This window comes from Silvibacterium acidisoli (assembly GCA_022870745.1).
In the GTDB taxonomy this organism is placed as follows: Bacteria; Acidobacteriota; Terriglobia; order Terriglobales; family Acidobacteriaceae; genus Silvibacterium.
Map to the genome: position 1 here is coordinate 5035033 of CP085323.1, position 18442 is coordinate 5053474.

The following is an 18442-nucleotide window of genomic DNA, read 5'->3' on the forward strand; positions in this document are numbered from 1 at the left end:
GGCCCATTGAAATCCTATCTACTGCCAGCAGCATTTCTCCTGCTCTCCATAGTTTTTGGAATCTTTGCCGGGACCATCTTCCATCTCAGCGGATCGCCGCTGCTATTTCTTCGTGTTGCGCTCGTGCTGATGGGCGCGGCTGCTGCGTTTCTTCTCTATCGCTTCTCACCTAGAAGAAGCCAGATAGGTGCAGCTCCCGCAACATCCGGGCCAGAACCAGAGCGGCAGATCCTGCTGCGCGCCGCATCGCAACGCCTGCGCAGTGCCCAGCGGCCGGGAGTGAACACGCTGTCATCCATGCCGATGCTCTACGTTCTTGGCGCACCGAACAGCGGGAAAACAACAACTATCAGCAAGTGCGGTATGGAGCCAGACTTGCTCGCAGGGCAGGTGTATCAGGACGGAGTCGTCGTTGCCACGAAGCAGATGAACCTCTGGTACGCCGATGGAAACATTTTTCTGGATGCGGGCGAATCGTTGTCGCGTGACGCATCGGCATGGAGCGCTCTGATAAGAGATACAAGTCCAGGATTGATCGCTTCAATGACACATCGACTCAGGCCACTTCGAGCTGCAGTCGTTTGCATCAGCAGCGAAGCCTTCTTTGGACCGGGTTCGGATGAGAGGCTCACCGAGCTCGCACGAGAAACCAACGCGGCACTTCGCGTCATGACTCGACAGTTGGGAGCTGATCTACCCGTCCACGTTGTTCTCACCAAGACCGATCGCATCGTCGGATTTGCAGAATATGTCCAGCACCTGACCCATGAAGAGGCCTGCGAAAGGATGGGGGTCGATTTCCCCATGGAGAATCAGGCAGGCGGTGTATACGCAGATCGGACTGCGGCCATGGTTTCCTCATCTCTCGACTGTCTCTTCTTTTCACTCGGCGAGTTTCGCCTCGAGATACTCGGACGCGAAACACAGTCTCCTGGTGTCGCAGGCATCTATCAGTTCCCGCGGGAACTTCAAAAGCTTCGAGGCCGCCTCACTAACTACATGGTCGAGCTCACTCGCCCAAGCCAACTCAACGCCAGTCCTGCGTTGCGAAGCTTTTCTTTGGTAGGTGTGCGCGCACGACTGTACGAGAAAGCCGTGATGGTTCCCGCAGAATCGCAAAGCGCTACCTTTGCCGACTCCGACGCGACGGGCATCTTCTCACTGCGGCAGGCACAAGGCATTGAACAGCCGGTCCGTGCGGGCGCCACGCGAACAACTGCACAGTGGTGTTTCCTTCCAAAGCTCTTTTCTGGAGTGTTCCTCAGTAAGGACGAACAGCAACACGCAGCGGCCGCAAGCCCACGCGTACGCCTGCTGCGCCGCGCCGCCCTTGCCGCCGCAGCTTCCGTAGCCTTGCTATGGACCATAGGTCTCACGGTTTCGTACTTCAATAACGCATCGCTTGAGAGAAACATCCGCGAGGCAGCAAAATTGCTGCCTCCTGACGGAGCTACCGTCGACCTCGCAAACCTGCAACAGCTTGCCGACCTCGACCGGCTCCGCATCGCTCTGATTCAGCTACGTGAGTTTGACCGCGATGGCGCACCCTGGCGCTACCGTTGGGGCCTGTATCGCGGACACGCCCTGCTCGAATCCACTCGTGATCTTTATTTCCAGCGCTTTCGCTGGGTGCTGCTGGATTCCACCCAGTCACGGATACGCACCTCGTTAAGCTCTCTGCCGGCAACGGCTCCGGCCTCTGCAGACTATCTCGCTGCCTACAATCCGCTTCGCGCTTATCTGATCACAACCAGCTATCCTCAATTCAGCTCCGGGGACTTTCTGGAAAATGTATTGACTCCGGCCTGGGCGGCAGGCCGCCTCTCATCCGAAGATCAAAGAGCTCAGCTCGCGTCCGAACAGTTCCATTTCTTCGGCGACGAACTTCGCATTGAATCTGTCTACAACATCGCTCCCAGTACAACAGCGGTTAAGGGCGGTCGAGCGTATCTCAACAGCTTTGGCAGCTTCGACCGGGTGTACCAGAACATGCTTGCCGCTGCTGAACGCAGTTCCCCGGCGATCGACTTCAACCGCCTCTATCCAGGTTCGTCTGCGACTGTGGTGGAAAGCCACATAGTTCCGGGCGCGTTCTCTCGTAAAGGATTTTCTTTTATGGAAGCCGCTATCAGGAATCCTGAGCGCTTTTTCACAGGAGAACCGTGGGTGCTCGGCGACCAGACGCAGCAGTCGAGTTCGGCGAATGACCTTACTCCAAAGCTCACATCTCGCTACAACGCTGACTTCAGCTCACAATGGGTGAACTACCTGCACTCTGCCTCCGTTGTGCGCTTTCACGGACTTTCGGACGCAGGTCAAAAGCTCGGCAAACTTTCTTCGCCTAGCTCCGCACTGCTTGCACTTATCTTCACCGCCTCGCAGAATACTTCAGTCTCAGAGGCGCCCATCGCGCATCAGTTTCAGCCGACACAGGCACTGGTGCCACCCAATCTGGTTTCCCGCCTTATCGCACCCTCAAACTCCGCGTACATCAATGGGTTGGTCTCTCTGCAGGGAGCAGTATCACAGCTTGCGCAGGATCCGACCGCTGCAGGTAATCCAGCCTCCGCTCAGGGTGTAATCTCTGCAGCCGCGAACGCTCATGGAGCAGTCAGTCAGACCTCGCAGTCCTTTGATGTCGATCCGCAGGCCCACGTTGAACAACTTGTCACGAAACTCCTGCAGGAGCCCATCGACTCCGTGGAGGAAGCTGTAAGAGGCGCCGCACCCGCGGAGATCAATGCAGCAGGACGGCAGTTCTGCACCGCCGCTGCTCCTGTCATGTCCAAGTATCCCCTCGACCGCACCTCAAACGTTGAGGCCACACCGGCTGAGATCGCCGCCATACTGCAGCCTGGCACAGGAGCGTTGTGGCAGTTCTACCTCAACAGCCTGAAACCTGTGATCGTTCAGCAGGGATCACAATGGGTAGCATCGCCAGGCGCCGCAGTTAAGCCAACGCCGCAGTTTCTGGCAATGTTCAATCGTCTCGCCGGATTCTCAACCAAACTCTTCCCAGCAGAGGCAACTGCTCCCGAGCTGCAATTTAATGCACACATCCTCCGCTCGCCAGACATCGAAAGCGTGACTTTGCAGGTAGATGGCCAAAAGGCGTCGGGCGCTGATGTGACACACGCCTTCCACTGGTCCTCACAGTCTGCCCAGCAGGCCCAGCTGATTGCCAGTTACGGCACGAATAATCTCCCTCTCCAGTTCAACGGACCCTGGGCGCTCTTTCATCTTGTCGACCGGGGACACGTCGAGCAGTCTTCAAATCCCTTACGGCTTTCCTATCCGCTGCAGATTTCGGGTACGCCGATCATGGTGAATGGCACTGCACTGACCGAACGCATCGAGCTCTCCGGTGCTGACATTCTCAACCCGGATGCCCGTACAGGCTTGCGCTGCACCGCGCAGGTTGCCAGGTAACCATAAACGACAGAGCCCTCCGTAAACCGGAGGGCTCTTCTACCATCGATGTCTTTCAGATTAGTGAATAAGAATCACCATGCAGGTTACGTTATCAACTGCCCCGCCGCTGTGCGCAATCGCGAGCAAAGCACGGCAGGCCTCTTCCGCTGAATCGAATGCCTGCACCGTATCACTGATCTGAGCTTCATCCACGTAGCGCGTGAGTCCATCTGTTGCCAGAAGAATCGCGTCGCCCGAACGTATCTCGGCAGTATAGTAGTCGGGCTGCACATGACTTTCCGCGCCAATCGCTCTAGTGATGTATTGGGCAACTGCCGCCGGAATCTGCTCTGCTGACAAACTATGAGCATCGCGCGTTCGTTCCGCTGCGACGGAGTGATCTTCAGTGATTTGCGTACATGCATTGCCGCGCAAAAAATAGCCCCGGCTGTCGCCGACATTGCCAATTACAATCCGCTGATCGTTGAAGCAGGCCGCCACCAGCGTGGTACCCATGCCCCTGAGGGCCGGCGTCTTGCTGGCCTCGTGCCAGACCGTTTCGTTCGCAGCTTCAATCGCAGTGTGCAGGCGTTCTTCAACCGGCAGATTTGAGGAGCTCAATGATTCATACACCTCAATGGCCTGCTCGACCGCAAGGCTGCTGGCAACCTCTCCACCAGCCATACCGCCCATTCCATCGCAGACTATAAAGAGGCCTAAGCCAAGGTCGTAACCGAAACAGTCTTCGTTGTTGCCACGTCTGTGTCCAATATCGGAAACAGCTGCGACTTCAAGCTTCATCGGAGCGTTACCTGTACCCTCATCATGATGGATCTGGTTCATTGCGCGGCGCCAGTCTGTGACCACTGATCAAGAATTCTCGGCGACACTGCAGCTTCCAGCGGCTGGAAATTCAGCTTCCGCGCTTCTTCGAATTGCTTGCGGGCCTGCTGTTGCAGATCATCGATGTGTGGCGCATCTTTCGGATCCGCGAGCAACTGTTGCGCAGTCAAAGCAGCGCCCAGGTAAAAGTGTGCGGCGCCTGCGTGAATTCTGCCGCCTCTCGAGAGGTAAGCGTTCAGGCTTTCATCCGCCTCGATATACTGCGAGGCGTAAAACTGGGTGACACCGTCATCGAGCAATGCCTCGAGTGCTTTCGGATCATTCATCGGCTTGGAAAGAGCCCGTTTGCGTCCGGCAAGCGCCGTCGCCTGCGCCGGATCGATCGCCAATACCGCCGTATACGCCTTCACCGCCCCGGCAGTGTCCCCTCTTGCCTCGTCTTTGCTGCCAGCTGCAAGCAAAGATTGAATCTTTGCATCATTAGCCGCCTTCAATGCTGCGGCCTGCGCATTCGCCTGCTGCTGTGCGGCCTGCTCACCGGCGGCGATCTGCGCCTGGGCCTGCTTCAACTGCCCTTGTGGATCTCCCGGCCCGGACGGCAGTATCTGCATCGCAAACTGCAGTTGCTGCATAGCACCGGTCCAGTTGTGCTGCCCCATCAATAGACCAGCCTGCTGCATCGTCTGGCGATAAACGCGAATATTGGTTTGCATCTGGGTCTTTGCCGACTGCAAAGAAGACACTGTGACGAACTTCAGCCAGGATTCCGCCTCTTCCAGCTTCCCTCCGCTGTAGAAGAAGGAGGCCAGCCGCATTGCCGTATGACTGAGCTCATCGTCAGTACCCATGTGCCCGAGCACACGCATCTGAGGTAGAAAAGCCTGGGCAGCTTCGTGGCGAGGCCCCGAAGTGATCTTGCTGAAGTCTCGAATCGCCCCGGGGAAATCTCTGTGCTGCGCTTCCGACACCGCCTGATTGTAGTCGGCCTCGAACTGGGCCATAGCTTTCGCAAGACTATCTTTAGCCTTGTCGCATCGCTTCGCATACTTAGGATTGATTCCGGCGGCGCGACAGATGTCCTCTGCTTCTTTTTGGAGATCCCCTGCATCGTGGGCTTGCCGGGCAGCGTCCATGAGCTGTTCCGCTCCCGCACCGCCACTCGGTTGCTGGGCCTCAGCAGCGGCCACAAAAACCGCCACTATCAACATTGCTCTCCACATACCCACCCTCATGGATGCTCCCCATTCACCAGCGTCTGCACATCTGGCGTTCCGAGATCAGCTGTGCACAAGTGTTGCTGCTCCGTCACAGAACATTGCACCGCTTTTTCCTGGTGGTTAAACTCGCTCCGAAGATTGACCGTGTAGACCCCTGTCTTCACTCCCTCCATGCGCAGCGGTGTAGGTGCATCTGCCGACGGGAGCGGAACCATTTGCCCCTTCGCGTCTGCGATCGAAACTACGGTGGCCCATGGCGAAGCATCGATCTCAAAATCAACTCGCGGTGCCGGTGCAACGGGTGTCACCGGTGATTTGGTCGTCGTCGCAACAGGCTTGACCGGGGGCAACGGTGCCGAAGGTTTGGGCCGATGGGAGATAGATAACAGTACCGATCCCGCTATCAGGACGCAGACGAACACTCCAGCCACTACTGCAATAAGCTTGAACCGGCTCCCGATACCCCCCGGCTTCTTCTTCACCGCAGGCAACTGTTTTGCAGGTGCCGGCCCAGTGGGCTTTGGCGCTGCCTTCGCACCGGAGTTGACTGGCTTTTCGGCTACAACCTGCTTTTCGGGTTGGTGTCGCAGTACAAGATCCCGCGCTTGCAGCAGGATGGGACTATCAGGCAATTGAGCCAACCCGCGATTGATCACTTCCATCGCTCGTTCCGGTTCATCTGCAAGCAATTCCTGGGACCGCAGCACGACTTCCCGTGCCATATCTGACTGTTCGCGTTCCCTCTTCCTTCGCGAAAGCTCCTCCTGGAGTCTCGTCAGCACAGGCTCTTCGGGCAGCGTTTCAAAAGCACGACGAAGCCGGTCATCCGCTTGCGCGTAGTCTTCCCGGTCAAGAGATTCCTGAATCTCCAGGGCCAGCTTATCCAGTAGCTGTTGCCGCCTGTCTTCTTTCTGTCGGGTGGTCACGGTAAAGAGTAGTTCCTGCACGCCGGGATGAGCCGGATCGATCTCTGTGGCTTCCCGCAACCGCGCGATCGCCTCCGTGTAACTGCGCATCGTATAGCTTTCTCGCGCGCCGCGAAGCAATTCCTCTACTTTTGCTGTTTCCTGTTTACGGCGAAGCTCGCGCGCGACGACGGAGTAGGCGTTGCGGAGATCGGTGCTGCGTGTGTCAATGCGAAGAGCTTCACTCAGAAGCTCTTCGGCTCCGGTTAGATCGCCCCTGCGGCGGGCGTCGCTTGCCCGCTCCCAAAGCGCAATCAGTTTCTGCTGCTGTTCTTTCTGCTCGAGAACTTCCGTTATCCTACGGCCCACATCGTAAGCGTTTTCAGTATCCAGCCCCTGAGCCTGCTCTAAAAGCAAGATCGCTTCTTCCCAGTGTTTCTTCTCAGCGGCGCTTTGCGCCTGCTCTACCAGTTGCAGTAGCTGCTCACTGCGTTGCAACTCATTCATACGATCCTGTACTTCGATCGCAAGGGCCTTTGCTTCGGTATTACGCGGGTCGATGCGCTGTGCCTGTAACAGCACAGAACGAGCGTTGACGTACTCACGCTCATCAGCAAGGTTCCTCGCCGATTGCAGCAGAGCGCTGACACGTTCCCCCTTCAGGTCATCCGCAATCGCCTGAAGGTCAAAAGCCATTTCTTCAGCAGCGGCATAGCGATCCTGTACCTGTTTGGCCAAAGCGCGATCAAGAACCTCGATCAGTCCGGGCGGCAGGTCCTGCACGTACTCATGCAGAGGTACGTAAGGCTCGTTGATCACGCGATACAGAGACGAGACATCCTTGCCTTTAAACGGCAATTCGCCCGAGAGCATCTCGTAAAGCATCACTCCCACTGACCAGACATCGGCGCGACCATCGCTGATCTCACCCTTCAGTCGCTCCGGAGCGATGTAGTGAAACGTACCCAGCAGTGCGTCAGGCTGTGTGAGCTTACTCGTCTGATCGGCCAGGCGAGCGATACCGAAGTCAACAATCGTCACGCGTCCATCTGGACGAACAAGAACATTTGCCGGCTTTACATCCCTGTGTACGACACCGTGGCCATGCGCATAGCCAAGCCCTGCGCACAGCTGTTCGACTATCAGCAATGATTCGAGTAACGGTATACGCTTGCGCGCACGCAGCATGCGCTCGAGTGATTCACCGTTGACAAGCTCCATGGCAATAAAGGGGCTTTCCTCGTGTTCGCCGAGCTCATAGACAGTAACGATGTTGGGATGACTGAGTATTCCCGACCGGGCTTCCAGGTAGAAACGGTCGCGCAGTTCCGGGGTCACCTCTGTCAGCGTCTTAATGGCGACCTCGCGCCCAATCTGGCGGTCCTCACCTCGATACACCACCCCCATGCCGCCACGACCCAGCTCCCCGCGAATCACGTAACGACCAATAAGCTTCGGATCGCTCATGGCACTCTGCATTCCTCTCGGTCACCCGCTTAAATTGCTGACACAACTCATCGGAGCCAGCGCTTGGGAATAACGCGAGAGAGCAGGCTTTTATTCCTGAGGTTGGACGGGAAGCTTGGTGCGAAACGCGATTCTTACATCACATCGTCAACGTGCAGAGGGGCGTATTAGCTAATCTCCTGCCTGCGGCCGAGAGAAGAGCTCCGACCGGTGCGAAAGGTTTGCCATAAACAACGATCAGCAGAGATTGTTTACCAACCCGCTGTTGCCGCATCTATTTAATTTTATTGGATTTGCTTGGTAGCGCCATCGGGGATCGAACCCGAACTCTTCGCCTTGAGAGGGCGACGTGTTAACCAATTACACCATGGCGCCAAATGAGGACGTCGGCGGTTGATGCCAACTTTTTAAATATAGCAGACTTCCGGCGACTCGTTCGGTTTCGCCGTTGATTCGGCTCGCTTTCGTGTCGAACTTCCGGGCTTGCTCTTCGCTGTCAGCGTACGACAAAGTGCACCGACTGCACCATGCCATCGTCGTTAATTAGCGTGTCGATCGGATCCTTGGGGTGAAAGATCTCTCCATCGATTTCGATGTTGTATTTTGCATCCGGCTTCATGCAAAGCGCGGTCGCTCCATATCCTGTTTCGTCGACCTGCACGACCCAACGTGCGGCGTGATCGAAGGAGCAGAAGTCCACGTCGACATCGCCCTTCAGTCCATGTGGAACTCGAATGACGGGTATCGCCGGATGGCAGGCAACGGCGCCCAGCAGGCAGGCGGACAACAGAAATGCGGCGCGCGTTGAGCGGAGGAAACGCAGAAAACTCTCCTGTTTAGGAAGCGGGTCAGTTCCAAGCAGTGCTGAGCGGCGCAGAATGGGCAGAGCGAAAGCCGTTCAGAGTGCCTGGCAAGCGCACTCACACGTGCTTGGAGTGGCGCAAACAACCAGGCTTAAATGAATCTTGCAGGCGGGCCGGCTAGATGCCGAGCTTCTTCACTTCGTCGTTATAGTACTTGCGATAAAGGATGTCCCACTCCTGGCTGCCTTCAGGAATGATACGGCGCTGGGACTGGATCTTCAGCCGTGCGGCGGCATCGATCCGCAATTCCTCTGTCAGCAGCTTTTCGAGAATCTTGCGGGCTTCCTGACGAATCGTGTTGCGGTCTTCAAGAAATTCGCATTCGTCAGTTTCGGCCAGGGTATCGGCCACGGTGTGGGCCAGTTTGTTCAGCTTGTCGCGGGATATTCTCACAGCACCGCCTTATATTTCCGCGCCAGCTCCTGCTTCACCTTCTTGAACATCTCTGCATAAGCGGCGCCGGTACGATGCATCTCGTCCTGGTAGGCCTCGAGAATCACGCGTACTTCTTCGTTGATGCGGTCCTCAAGCGTCAACTCATCGAGCAGACCGTTGTTGACACGCTCCTGCACTACTGGCAGCTTGTCGGCCTTGATCATCTTGGCTTCGATCAGCCCGTTGACCGTGTGGCGCGCCAGGTATCCGACATATTCGCGGGAAAAGATCATTTATCTGGTTGAAAATATAGCATAGCGGGGGCTGAGGAAGTCTCCGCGCCTGGCCGAAACCGGGTCTCCGCATAGCGCCATTTTCTGCGACAATCAGAGATATTGTGATGTCCCAGGATAGCTTGCACACTCTCAAAGACGATATGGTGGCCTTCATTCAGGGCCACGGTCTTCGTGCCGTTCCCGCCTACGTGGGCGAGGAAGTTCCCACCGTACTGTGGGAGGACGAAGAAAACCCCGACAGCTGGAAAGACTTTGTCGAAGCCGCCAAGGCTGCCGGCGCGCCTTTCCTCACCATGAGCGATGTCACGCTCGATCAGGAAGAACTGGACCTGCTGGTCGAAGAGCTGCAGGAAACCAACTTCCCTGATGAAGAAGTTCCCGAAATCGAAGAAGCGCAGACGCTGTCTGCTCACGTCGGTTCGGTTGGCTTTATCCAACTGGGCTTTGCCCACCAGGGCGTAGTCTTTCTGCACGAGAATACGACCGAATGGTATGAGCATTACCAGCAACTGCTCGATTCCCTCGAAAACTTCGGCAATGTGGTCATCGAGGATACCGACGAGGACGACGACGAAGAACAGTGAGCACGCCAGCTGTTGCCGGCACTCGCTGGTTCCTTCCTGATCTCGATCCGAACAAAGCGGCAGCACTGGCCCGCGAGGCTGGTCTGCCGCAGCTTGTTGCCGAACTGCTGGTAGCCCGCGGTATCCATAGCGCCGCCGAGGCAGAAGCTTTTCTCCATCCCAAATTTGACGACCTGCTCGATCCCTACTCCATGCTGGGCATGGCGACGGCGGTTGGGCGCATCCAGCAAGCCATCGCCTCCGGTGAGACGATCCTGATTTACGGCGACTATGACGTGGACGGCACGACTGCCGTGGTGTTGTTAAAGACCGCCATCGAAATGCTTGGAGGCGAGGTGCGCTTCCACGTTCCCCACCGGCTGCGCGAAGGCTATGGGATGCAGGCAAACATCCTCGACGAAGCCGCGCGTGATGGCGTAAGGCTGGTCATCAGCGTCGACACCGGCATTCGCGCCTTTGCCGCCGCTGATGCAGCGGAGGCGCTGGGGCTCGACCTGATCGTCACCGATCATCATCTTCCCGAGGCGGGCGAGGCGCTGCCGAAAGCGCTGGCCGTCCTCAACCCTAACCAGCAGGCATGCAATTACGCCTGCAAGCATCTCTGCGGAGCGGGTGTCGCATTCAAGCTCTCGCAGGCACTGCTGGAAGCGAACGACCGCGAACGTGCGCGCAGCAAAATACTGCCGTCCTTTCTGAAGCTGCTGGCAATCGCCACCGTTGCCGATGCGGTTCCACTGCTCGAAGAAAACCGCCTGATCACCGCGCTTGGCCTTGAAGAGCTGCGGCGCCCGGTCAACGCAGGTCTGCGTGCCCTGATGGCTGTGGCGCAGCTTGATCCAACCCGGCGCCGGCTTACCCCGGTAGACGTAGCATTTCGGCTGGCGCCTCGCATCAATGCAGCCGGACGCATGGACGTAGCCGGCGATGTGATTGAGCTCTTCACGACTCGCGACGCAGCGCGGGCCACTGAGATAGCCACCAAGCTCGAGCGCCTGAACCAGGAACGCCGAGACACCGAAGCCGCCATGCTTGACGAGATTCTCAGCCGCATTGATGAAGAGGCCTTTCAGCAGGCGCGCTGCATCGTGATCGACGGATACGGCTGGCATCGCGGCATCATTGGCATTCTTGCCTCACGCATTGTCGATCGTACGGGTAAGCCCGCGCTGGTGATCGCGTATGACGAAGAGCACCCTGACACGGCGCATGGCTCCGGCCGCTCCATACACGGGTTCCACCTGCTCGACGCGATCGAGAGCTGCCGTGAGCTCTTCACGCGCTTTGGCGGTCATTCTCACGCGGTGGGATTCTCACTGCCTAAGGCCAACGTTGCCGCCCTGCGTGCGCACCTGGTCAGCTATGCCTCGGCGCGGCTGCGCGAAGAAGACCTCGGCAACCCGCTGGACTGCCACGCGATGCTGCCGCTCGAACGCGTCAACCCTGCCATCCACGCATGGATCAAGCGGCTCGAGCCTATGGGCATGGGCAACGCTGAGCCGGTGTTCATTGCGTCGGATGTGCGTCTGGCAGCCGATCCACGCTACATGAAAGAAAAGCATGTTCGCCTGCAGCTAGCTACGGGGGAACATAAGGGTACCATCGCAGCACTGGGCTGGCACTGGGCTGAACGCGTGCAGGCCATGCAGCTGGGGGAAGGCAGCAGGATCCACCTGGCCTACAAGCTGCGTGAGAACGAGCACCCGGAGTTCGGCGGGCTGGAGCTGGAAATTGCAGGCATCGCCAGCATCGGCGGATAAACCATCTGCCGCGCAGACTCGCGGCCGAAATAGGTCGCTTCCGGAGCGTCGTGCATCAGGAAATCGACGGCCTCTACTCCCTGCATGAAGGCATGATCCTGGTTCGACACTTCGTACTTCCATCCTCCAAACCTGCCGCGGCTCAGGATATCCAACTCATGCAGACGAGTGTGAACTGTATTGAGAACAGCGTCTCTTCCCCGGAAGGGCACGGGATAGCCGTGGCCAAGGAACTGACTCCATCGCGACACGATCTTGTGGCCGGAATGGAGAATCTGTAACTGTCGTAATGAGGATTCGATTTCCGCTGCATCGATCGGAGTGCTTGTATGCGAAGGCGAGCTGACTTCGCAAAGAACCGACCAGGTCGTGGCAGCATCGGGGACGTTGCCCGGAGAAAAATGCGATGGGAAGTTCACCCGCCAGAACGGGTATTTCTTCTCCGGCACGTGAAACGAGTGCACGCCGCGGAGGTGATCCGGCACATACCCTTCTATGCCAAATCCAAACAACTGTACGCTCGCGCAACGGAACCTCTCCGCGTTGGTACTCAATTGGGGCTCGTCCTCGAGCAGGTGCAGGAGGATGTCGACGGGGATGGTCGAGATCAAACGCTCGTAGCGGATACTGCGTCCATGATTATCCCTTAAGAGCTTCTTTCCGGGGTCGATGCTGGTTACCCTTGTGCCAAACGAGCACGAATGGGCAGGCAGATCTTCGGCCAGCTTTGTCCAGATCGCGCCGGTACCGCCGCGCAGGGGATAGCGCACGCGCGTGCTCTCGTCCCAACCCAATTCATCTCTCTGCAGAACCAGGTTACGAAGCAGCTTCCAGATGGCCACATCAGGAACGTTTCTGCAGTTCGACCCGCTCCGATGCGAGGTCCACTCACTGGATAACTCTTCTGGCGGATAAGCCCACATCTTGTGGTTCAGGGGGCCAAGGACAAGCCGGGTCAACTCGCTGCCGAATTTGCTCTTGAGGTACACGAGCAGGTCGTCGGCTGCGACGGTTGCTCCCGAAAATGCAGGCATCTTCGCCTTGCCCAGACCCCATACGCAGTGCAAAAACTTACCCGCAGGCAGCCGGTGAATATTCTTTTGAATGGGGTAAGGAATAAGGTTCTCGCCCATCCAGACCCCCCGCACCGGCTTCGACTCATGCCACTCGTCGACCAGCTCGTCGAGCAGATCGACAAAGGCGGGAAACTCCTTGTGCGGATAGAGAACATGACCACCCTGGTCGAATATGAAACCCTCGGGCGTAACGCAGGAGGCCGCGCGGCCGCCGGGCGTTTCCGACTCGTCGATGAGCAGATAGTTCTGCATCTCGCCGGATGCCGTGTTTTTTAATCGCCAGGCGGCACCCAACCCACAGGGGCCCGCACCGAGAATTACGGTGGAAAATGCAACGTCACGCTGATCCATAACACTCTTCTTTGCGAAATAGTGGGGGAGTGGTTCAAAGCGAAACTGCAAACTTGAATCTTGCTTCTTCTGTTATTCCAATCAGGCCTACGATGTCGGCCGAGTGTGCGCGAAAGGCTTCGCACATTGCACCTGCGTAACGCGGCCAGGCGCGAAAACGGCCAACCGATTCGATCCAGTCCTGCAATCCCAGCTTGTCTACCTGCGACTGATGCGCGTCAAGCGCGCGGCATTTCTCTTCCCATGCTTCCGAGATATCCGCGACCAGTGAGGGCTGGAAGCCTGTTGTTGTTGGTCCCTCGTACAAATACAAACTCGTCTCGCGCTGGCACACACGCATGGCGGCCTTGCTGAGCTGTACGTGATCGTCGTGCGTGTCGGCGTCGTCATGCACAAATACGATCGATGGAGAGTATTTCTCAAGTGCGCGGCGGATCATCGGCATGGCTGCCGACATCTTCACACCCGCATCCGGCATGCCGCCGAACTCCAGGGTTGCGCCGATTCTGCGCGCGGCCAAAGTCTCTTCTTCCCGCCTGATCAGAGGATCGCCGCCACATTCGCCGAGCGTGGCGCAGAGGAACACAACTTCCCAGCCTGCGCGGATCAGCCGCACCGCCATCCCCCCAAACCCGAGCACAATATCGTCAGGATGTGCGCCGATTGCCAGGGCTACTTTACTCTGCATGAAGCACACGCCTCCATCGCCAGCAGGATTTGTTGGTACTCTCCTTTGGCTGACATGATGGCAATTTCAGAGGCGTTTGGCTACGAATATTTTTAGTCAATTTCTTTCAACTCATAGGTAACCAAGGATTTAGCACCGTCGGTTTCAAAAAGTACCCTGATGACTGCTCTGCTAAACTCCGCTCATGCCTCGTGGTGTATTTATTACGTTTGAAGGGCTCGACGGGTCGGGCAAGACGACACAGCTGCGCAGGCTAGCCGAGTGGCTCGAGGCTGAACAGGAGTCGATCGTCGTCACACGCCAGCCCGGAGGCACGCGGATCGGCGATCGCATCCGCACGCTGCTACTCGACTCGCGCACTGAGAATCTAGACTCTTTCGCCGAACTCGGCCTGATGTTCTCTGACCGCGCCCAGGCCATCGCCGAGATCATCCGCCCGGCCTTGGACGAAGGAAAGATCGTTCTCTGCGACCGCTTCACCGACTCGACGGAAGCCTACCAGGGTGGTGGCCGCGAACTCGGCAGCGAAATCGTTCTATCGCTGCACAAATCCATCTGCGGCGGACTACAGCCGGACGTTACATTCCTCCTGATGCCTGACTTCGACGCTTCGCTCAAGCGCGCCCGCAAGCGCAACACAAAGGCGTTGAAGCAGGAAGGCAAAGATGAGAATCGCTTCGAGAGGGAGAACGATCTCTTCTACCGGCGCGTCTTCGAGAAGTATCGTGAAATCGCAGCCCGTGAGCCTTTGCGTGTGATCGCAATCGATGGCGACGCAACAATCGAAGAGATTCACGAGCGCATCGTATCTGTGATGAAGGATCATCTCGCCCGCGTGCGTTGATGCATCCGCATAGCGGCGATGACAGATACCCCGAACATCATTGAACGAGACGGCTACCGCTTTCCTCCCGGACTGCGGATGAACCTGCCCTTCTACGCAACCCACCGCTTCTTCCGGCCCGGCAATCCCATTCTGCTGTTTGAATATCTCGCGCGGACCTACGGCAAGGCCGCGCATTACAAGCTGGGACCGAGCCACATCCTGTTTCTCAACGATCCCGATTACATCCGCGAGATTCTCGTGATGCAGCCGCAGAACTTCATCAAGGAGCGCACGCAGCGGCGCATGAAAATCCTGCTCGGCGAGGGACTCATCACCTCCGACGGCGAGACGCATCGCCGCCAACGCCGCATCGCCGCGCCTGCTTTTCATCGCCAGCGCATCCAGGCCTACGCATCGATGATCGTGGATCGCGCGGCTGCGATTCGCGATCAGTGGAGGCCGCAGGCGGAGGTCGATATCTCCGCGGAGATGATGCGGCTCTCGCTCGAGATCGTCGCTCGCACGCTTTTCGCGCAGGAAGTCACGCCGGACATTCTCAGCATCAACCACGAAGTCAACGCGATCATGAAGATCTACAACCTGCTCATCGCGCTGCCGAAGGCCGAATCGTATCTGCACCTGCCTGTGCCCGGCCTGATGCGCTTCCGCCGCGCGCGCAAGCGGCTCGATGCCGTGGTCTATCGCATGATCGAAGAACATCGCCGCAGCGGAGTCGACCGAGGCGACCTGCTTTCCATGCTCATCCGTTCGCGAGACGAAGAATCGGAGAGTGCGATGAGCAATGAGCAACTGCGCGACGAAGTGCTGACCATCTTCCTCGCCGGATACGAGACCATGGCCAACGCGCTCTCATGGACGTGGATGCTGCTTGCACAAAATCCCGAGGCAGAAGCAAAGTTCCACGCGGAAGTCGACGAAGTGCTGCAGGGACGCATACCCACGCTTGAGGACATTCCGCAGCTTCGCTACACGGAGATGGTGCTGGCCGAGTCGATGCGCCTCTATCCGCCGGCATGGGCCATGGGACGCCAGTGCGTGACCGATGTGGAGATCGGCCCCTATCGCCTGCCGCCGAAAACATTCTTCCTTTTCAGCCAGTACGTCATCCAGCGTAACGCAGAGTATTTCCCCGACCCGCTGCGCTTCGAACCCGAACGCTTCACGCCTGAGAACAAGGCGGGACGTCACAAGTTCGTCTACTTCCCTTTCGGTGGAGGCAGCCGCCAGTGCATCGGCGAAGCTTTCGCATGGATGGAGGGAATCCTCGTGCTGGCCACGCTTGGACAGCGTTTCGCTCCAAGGCTTGTGCCTGGACAGCCGCTTGACGTCGAGCCCAAGATCACGCTACGGCCGAAGCACGGCATCCGCATGACTCTGCAACCGCGTTAAACCTTTTGCGTGCCGGACCGGTATAGCCGAAGGAAACCCCGCGACTCTTCAGACGCATCTTCCCTGAGAAATGCAGATACTTGATCGTTTCAGGCATACGCACCACTGGGTCTTCGCCATCTTCGTGGTGTGCGGAGTCATCTTTCTTGCGAATCTGGTTCACGCGATCGCGTTTTTTGTTATTCGCAGACGCAACAAGAATGCCACGGTAGCGAACTTCAAGATTCCGCTGAACATCAACAAGTATCTGAACCACCCCGCACGCTGGGTCTTCCTCAACATCTGCCTGCTCACAACCCTTCAGTTCATCCCTGTCCCTGAAGAGATTCGGCAGAGCATCCGTATCACCCTTCACATCATCCTGGTGATCCTGATCGGATGGTTTGCCATCGGCTGCGTCTACGTCGTGCAGGATGCGCTGATGCGCCGCTACGACCTGACCGTCGCAAACAATGTGCGGGCGCGGCGTGTACACACTCAGACACAATTTTTAAGAAGAATCCTCATCGGCTTCATCGCGATCATTGACTTCGGCTGTATTCTGTGGACTTTTCCCGATCCGCAACTTTGGCATTACGGCAGCGGACTGATTGCCTCCGCCGGACTCGCTTCGCTCGTGCTCGCCACCGCGGCCAAGTCCACCGTCGCCAACCTGCTGGCGGGCCTGCAGATCGCTTTCACCGAACCGATCCGCATCGACGACGTGGTCGTCATCCAGGGAGAATGGGGCAAGATCGAAGAGATTACCACCTCCTACGTGGTCGTCAACATCTGGGACGCGCGGCGGCTCATCGTCCCGCTCAGCTACTTCATCGAAAACTCCTTTCAGAACTGGACGCGCGAGAAATCGGACCTGCTGGGAACTTCATTTCTGTATGTCGACTACTCCATCCCCGTGCAGGCCCTGCGCGACCATTTCACGAAAATTCTCACTGCCTCCCCGCTCTGGGATGGCAGGGTCAACGCCACGCAGGTGACCAACCTGAGCGAGCACACCATGGAAATCCGCTGCCTGATGAGCGCCCGCAATTCGAGCGAACAGTTCGACCTGCGCTGCATCATCCGCGAGGAGATGGTGAAGTTCATTCAGGAAAATTATCCGGATGCCTTCCCCAGAACTCGTTTCGCCTCGGTTCCATCCACGCCGGCGGGCGAACCCGGGCCGCTCCCTGCTAGTCTTAAGGCGTGAGCTTCGGCGACTTTCTGGGTAATGAGCAGGCTGTACGGCATCTGCGCGAATCGATCGCGGCAGACAGGCTTCCGCATGCCCTCATCCTCACCGGCCCGAAGGGCGCAGGCAAGTACACGCTGGCCGTCATGCTGGCGCAGGCGGCGAACTGCCTCGATCCCCGCACCAGTGATGGACTCCCCGACTATTGCGGCGTGTGCTCGAACTGCACCCGCATCGGCCAGGCTGCGGATCTCAACGCCCGCGTAGATGAAGCCGTGGCCGCCCGCGAAGAGCTGCGCGACGTGGATAAGAAGGAAACGCGCATCCTCGTTCAGACGCACCCTGACGTGCTTGTGATTCCGCCCGATCCGCCGCAACTGCTCATCAAGCTCGGACAGGTCCGTACTGTAATCCGTGAAATTTATCGTGTGCCGGCGCAGGCGAAGCGCGCTGTGTACATCTTCACCAGCTCTGCCTTTATGAAGGAGGCAGCAAACTCGCTGCTGAAAATTCTCGAAGAGCCGCCCGGGCACGCCAGCATCTTCCTGCTGGCGGAGAACCTCGGCGACCTGCTCCCCACCATTCGCTCGCGTGCAGGCATTGTCCGCCTCGGCGCGCTGCCGCTCGAAGAGATCGAGGCGCTGCTCGCTTCACGCCGCCCCGACTGGAAACCGCAGCAAAGAGCGCTGGTGGCGAGGCTGGCACAGGGCGCTGTGGGGCAAGCGCTGGGATTCAATCTCGAAGGCTATGTCGCCAGCCGGACCGATGCCCTGGTCATCCTGCATACGGCACTTCGTGATGGCGACCACTCCACGCTTTTCAAAATGACGGAGACGTATCGCGCGGGCGCCGAGGGCCAGGAAAAAGCCGCCGGCATGCTGCGGGCTCTCTTCAGCCTGCTTGAGGACATGCTGCTCATCCAATCCGGCGCCGCGCAGCTCGTCCGCAATGTCGATCTGATGAAAGAACTCACCGCCTTCGCCAGCCAGGTCAGCCTGGAATGGATCGAATCCGCGGCCCGGGGCGCGAACCAGGTGACAACCGGCATGCGCCGCAATCTTCTCAGGTCGCTCTCCCTCGACGCTTTCGCCGTACAACTGGAGCGCGAAACTCTCATTCGCTGAGACTTATTATCTTCCTGCCACGTATTCCAAAGGGAAATCCCCACAAAAAACGATCTTAGTAACAGGAATCACAAAAAC

General features: G+C 57.9%; 15 protein-coding genes and 1 tRNA gene. 7 read left to right on the forward strand and 9 right to left on the reverse strand.

All coding sequences use genetic code 11. The annotated features are described in order from the left end of the window. The first annotated feature begins 6 nt into the window (after window positions 1-6). Window positions 7-3429 (forward strand): ImcF-related family protein, encoded by a 3423-nt coding sequence (locus tag LJD29_RS20540; protein WP_446743446.1) that lies wholly within the window; start codon window positions 7-9, stop codon window positions 3427-3429. Between the two features lie 60 nt (window positions 3430-3489). Here the strand turns inward: LJD29_RS20540 and LJD29_RS20545 are convergent, their stop codons facing one another. The 7 genes from LJD29_RS20545 to LJD29_RS20575 all read right to left on the reverse strand — a co-directional run bounded on the left by LJD29_RS20545 (window position 3490) and on the right by LJD29_RS20575 (window position 9374). Beyond that, a complete protein-coding gene (locus tag LJD29_RS20545; protein WP_446743447.1) occupies window positions 3490-4254 on the reverse strand; it encodes a PP2C family protein-serine/threonine phosphatase in 765 nt (254 codons plus the stop codon). Then, on the reverse strand, window positions 4251-5453 hold the full coding sequence (locus LJD29_RS20550; protein WP_446743448.1) for a hypothetical protein: 1203 nt from the start codon (window positions 5451-5453) through the stop codon (window positions 4251-4253). The genes LJD29_RS20545 and LJD29_RS20550 overlap by 4 nt, the downstream gene beginning before the upstream one ends. A gap of 29 nt (window positions 5454-5482) precedes the next feature. After that, a complete protein-coding gene (locus LJD29_RS20555) occupies window positions 5483-7843 on the reverse strand; it encodes a protein kinase domain-containing protein (protein ID WP_446743449.1) in 2361 nt (786 codons plus the stop codon). A 298-nt stretch (window positions 7844-8141) separates the two neighbouring features. Continuing rightward, a tRNA-Glu gene (locus LJD29_RS20560) sits at window positions 8142-8218 on the reverse strand. 121 nt (window positions 8219-8339) lie between these two features. Further along, the gene (locus tag LJD29_RS20565; RefSeq protein ID WP_446743450.1) at window positions 8340-8630 is read right to left on the reverse strand and encodes a hypothetical protein; all 291 of its coding nucleotides are present in this window, start codon (window positions 8628-8630) and stop codon (window positions 8340-8342) included. A 193-nt stretch (window positions 8631-8823) separates the two neighbouring features. After that, a complete protein-coding gene (locus LJD29_RS20570; protein ID WP_446743451.1) occupies window positions 8824-9099 on the reverse strand; it encodes a DUF507 family protein in 276 nt (91 codons plus the stop codon). After that, window positions 9096-9374 carry a DUF507 family protein gene (locus tag LJD29_RS20575; RefSeq protein WP_446743452.1) on the reverse strand — a complete coding sequence of 93 codons (279 nt, stop codon included), beginning with the start codon at window positions 9372-9374 and terminating at the stop codon, window positions 9096-9098. Before LJD29_RS20575 ends, LJD29_RS20570 begins: the two co-directional genes overlap by 4 nt. Window positions 9375-9496: 122 nt before the next feature. On the opposite strand from LJD29_RS20575, the gene LJD29_RS20580 reads away from it, so the two are divergent. Continuing rightward, window positions 9497-9961, forward strand: coding sequence for a hypothetical protein (locus LJD29_RS20580; RefSeq protein WP_446743453.1), 465 nt, complete (start codon window positions 9497-9499; stop codon window positions 9959-9961). Next, complete coding sequence (gene recJ / locus LJD29_RS20585; protein WP_446743454.1) at window positions 9958-11718, forward strand: single-stranded-DNA-specific exonuclease RecJ; 1761 nt, start codon at window positions 9958-9960, stop codon at window positions 11716-11718. Before LJD29_RS20580 ends, recJ begins: the two co-directional genes overlap by 4 nt. Here the strand turns inward: recJ and LJD29_RS20590 are convergent. Both LJD29_RS20590 and LJD29_RS20595 read right to left on the reverse strand, forming a co-directional pair. Next, window positions 11637-13145: a protoporphyrinogen/coproporphyrinogen oxidase gene (locus LJD29_RS20590; RefSeq protein ID WP_446743455.1), complete on the reverse strand. Its 1509-nt coding sequence runs from the start codon at window positions 13143-13145 to the stop codon at window positions 11637-11639. The genes recJ and LJD29_RS20590 overlap by 82 nt on opposite strands. A 34-nt stretch (window positions 13146-13179) precedes the next feature. Next, a complete protein-coding gene (locus tag LJD29_RS20595) occupies window positions 13180-13833 on the reverse strand; it encodes a PIG-L deacetylase family protein (RefSeq protein ID WP_446743456.1) in 654 nt (217 codons plus the stop codon). Window positions 13834-14017: 184 nt separating this feature from the next. Here LJD29_RS20595 and tmk point away from each other — a divergent pair, with 184 nt between their 5' ends. The 4 genes from tmk (at window position 14018) to LJD29_RS20615 (ending at window position 18364) form a co-directional block, all read left to right on the forward strand. Then, entirely contained in the window at window positions 14018-14677 is a 660-nt protein-coding gene (gene tmk, locus LJD29_RS20600; protein ID WP_446743457.1) for a dTMP kinase, read from the forward strand. 18 nt (window positions 14678-14695) lie between these two features. Then, the gene (locus tag LJD29_RS20605) at window positions 14696-16069 is read left to right on the forward strand and encodes a cytochrome P450 (protein WP_446743458.1); all 1374 of its coding nucleotides are present in this window, start codon (window positions 14696-14698) and stop codon (window positions 16067-16069) included. A gap of 70 nt (window positions 16070-16139) precedes the next feature. Continuing rightward, window positions 16140-17258: a mechanosensitive ion channel family protein gene (locus LJD29_RS20610; protein WP_446743459.1), complete on the forward strand. Its 1119-nt coding sequence runs from the start codon at window positions 16140-16142 to the stop codon at window positions 17256-17258. Next, entirely contained in the window at window positions 17255-18364 is a 1110-nt protein-coding gene (locus LJD29_RS20615; RefSeq protein WP_446743460.1) for a DNA polymerase III subunit, read from the forward strand. Before LJD29_RS20610 ends, LJD29_RS20615 begins: the two co-directional genes overlap by 4 nt. Window positions 18365-18442: the final 78 nt, after the last annotated feature.

What these genes read in the sequence shown, in the direction of transcription:
- LJD29_RS20545 (WP_446743447.1), bottom strand. Translation starts at nt 4,254, where the DNA reads ATGAACCAGATCCATCATGATGAGGGTACAGGTAACGCTCCGATGAAG.
- LJD29_RS20555 (WP_446743449.1), bottom strand. Translation starts at nt 7,843, where the DNA reads ATGAGCGATCCGAAGCTTATTGGTCGTTACGTGATTCGCGGGGAGCTG.
- LJD29_RS20575 (WP_446743452.1), bottom strand. Translation starts at nt 9,374, where the DNA reads ATGATCTTTTCCCGCGAATATGTCGGATACCTGGCGCGCCACACGGTC.
- LJD29_RS20590 (WP_446743455.1), bottom strand. Translation starts at nt 13,145, where the DNA reads ATGGATCAGCGTGACGTTGCATTTTCCACCGTAATTCTCGGTGCGGGC.
- LJD29_RS20595 (WP_446743456.1), bottom strand. Translation starts at nt 13,833, where the DNA reads ATGCAGAGTAAAGTAGCCCTGGCAATCGGCGCACATCCTGACGATATT.
- tmk (WP_446743457.1), top strand. Translation starts at nt 14,018, where the DNA reads ATGCCTCGTGGTGTATTTATTACGTTTGAAGGGCTCGACGGGTCGGGC.
- LJD29_RS20605 (WP_446743458.1), top strand. Translation starts at nt 14,696, where the DNA reads ATGACAGATACCCCGAACATCATTGAACGAGACGGCTACCGCTTTCCT.
- LJD29_RS20610 (WP_446743459.1), top strand. Translation starts at nt 16,140, where the DNA reads ATGCAGATACTTGATCGTTTCAGGCATACGCACCACTGGGTCTTCGCC.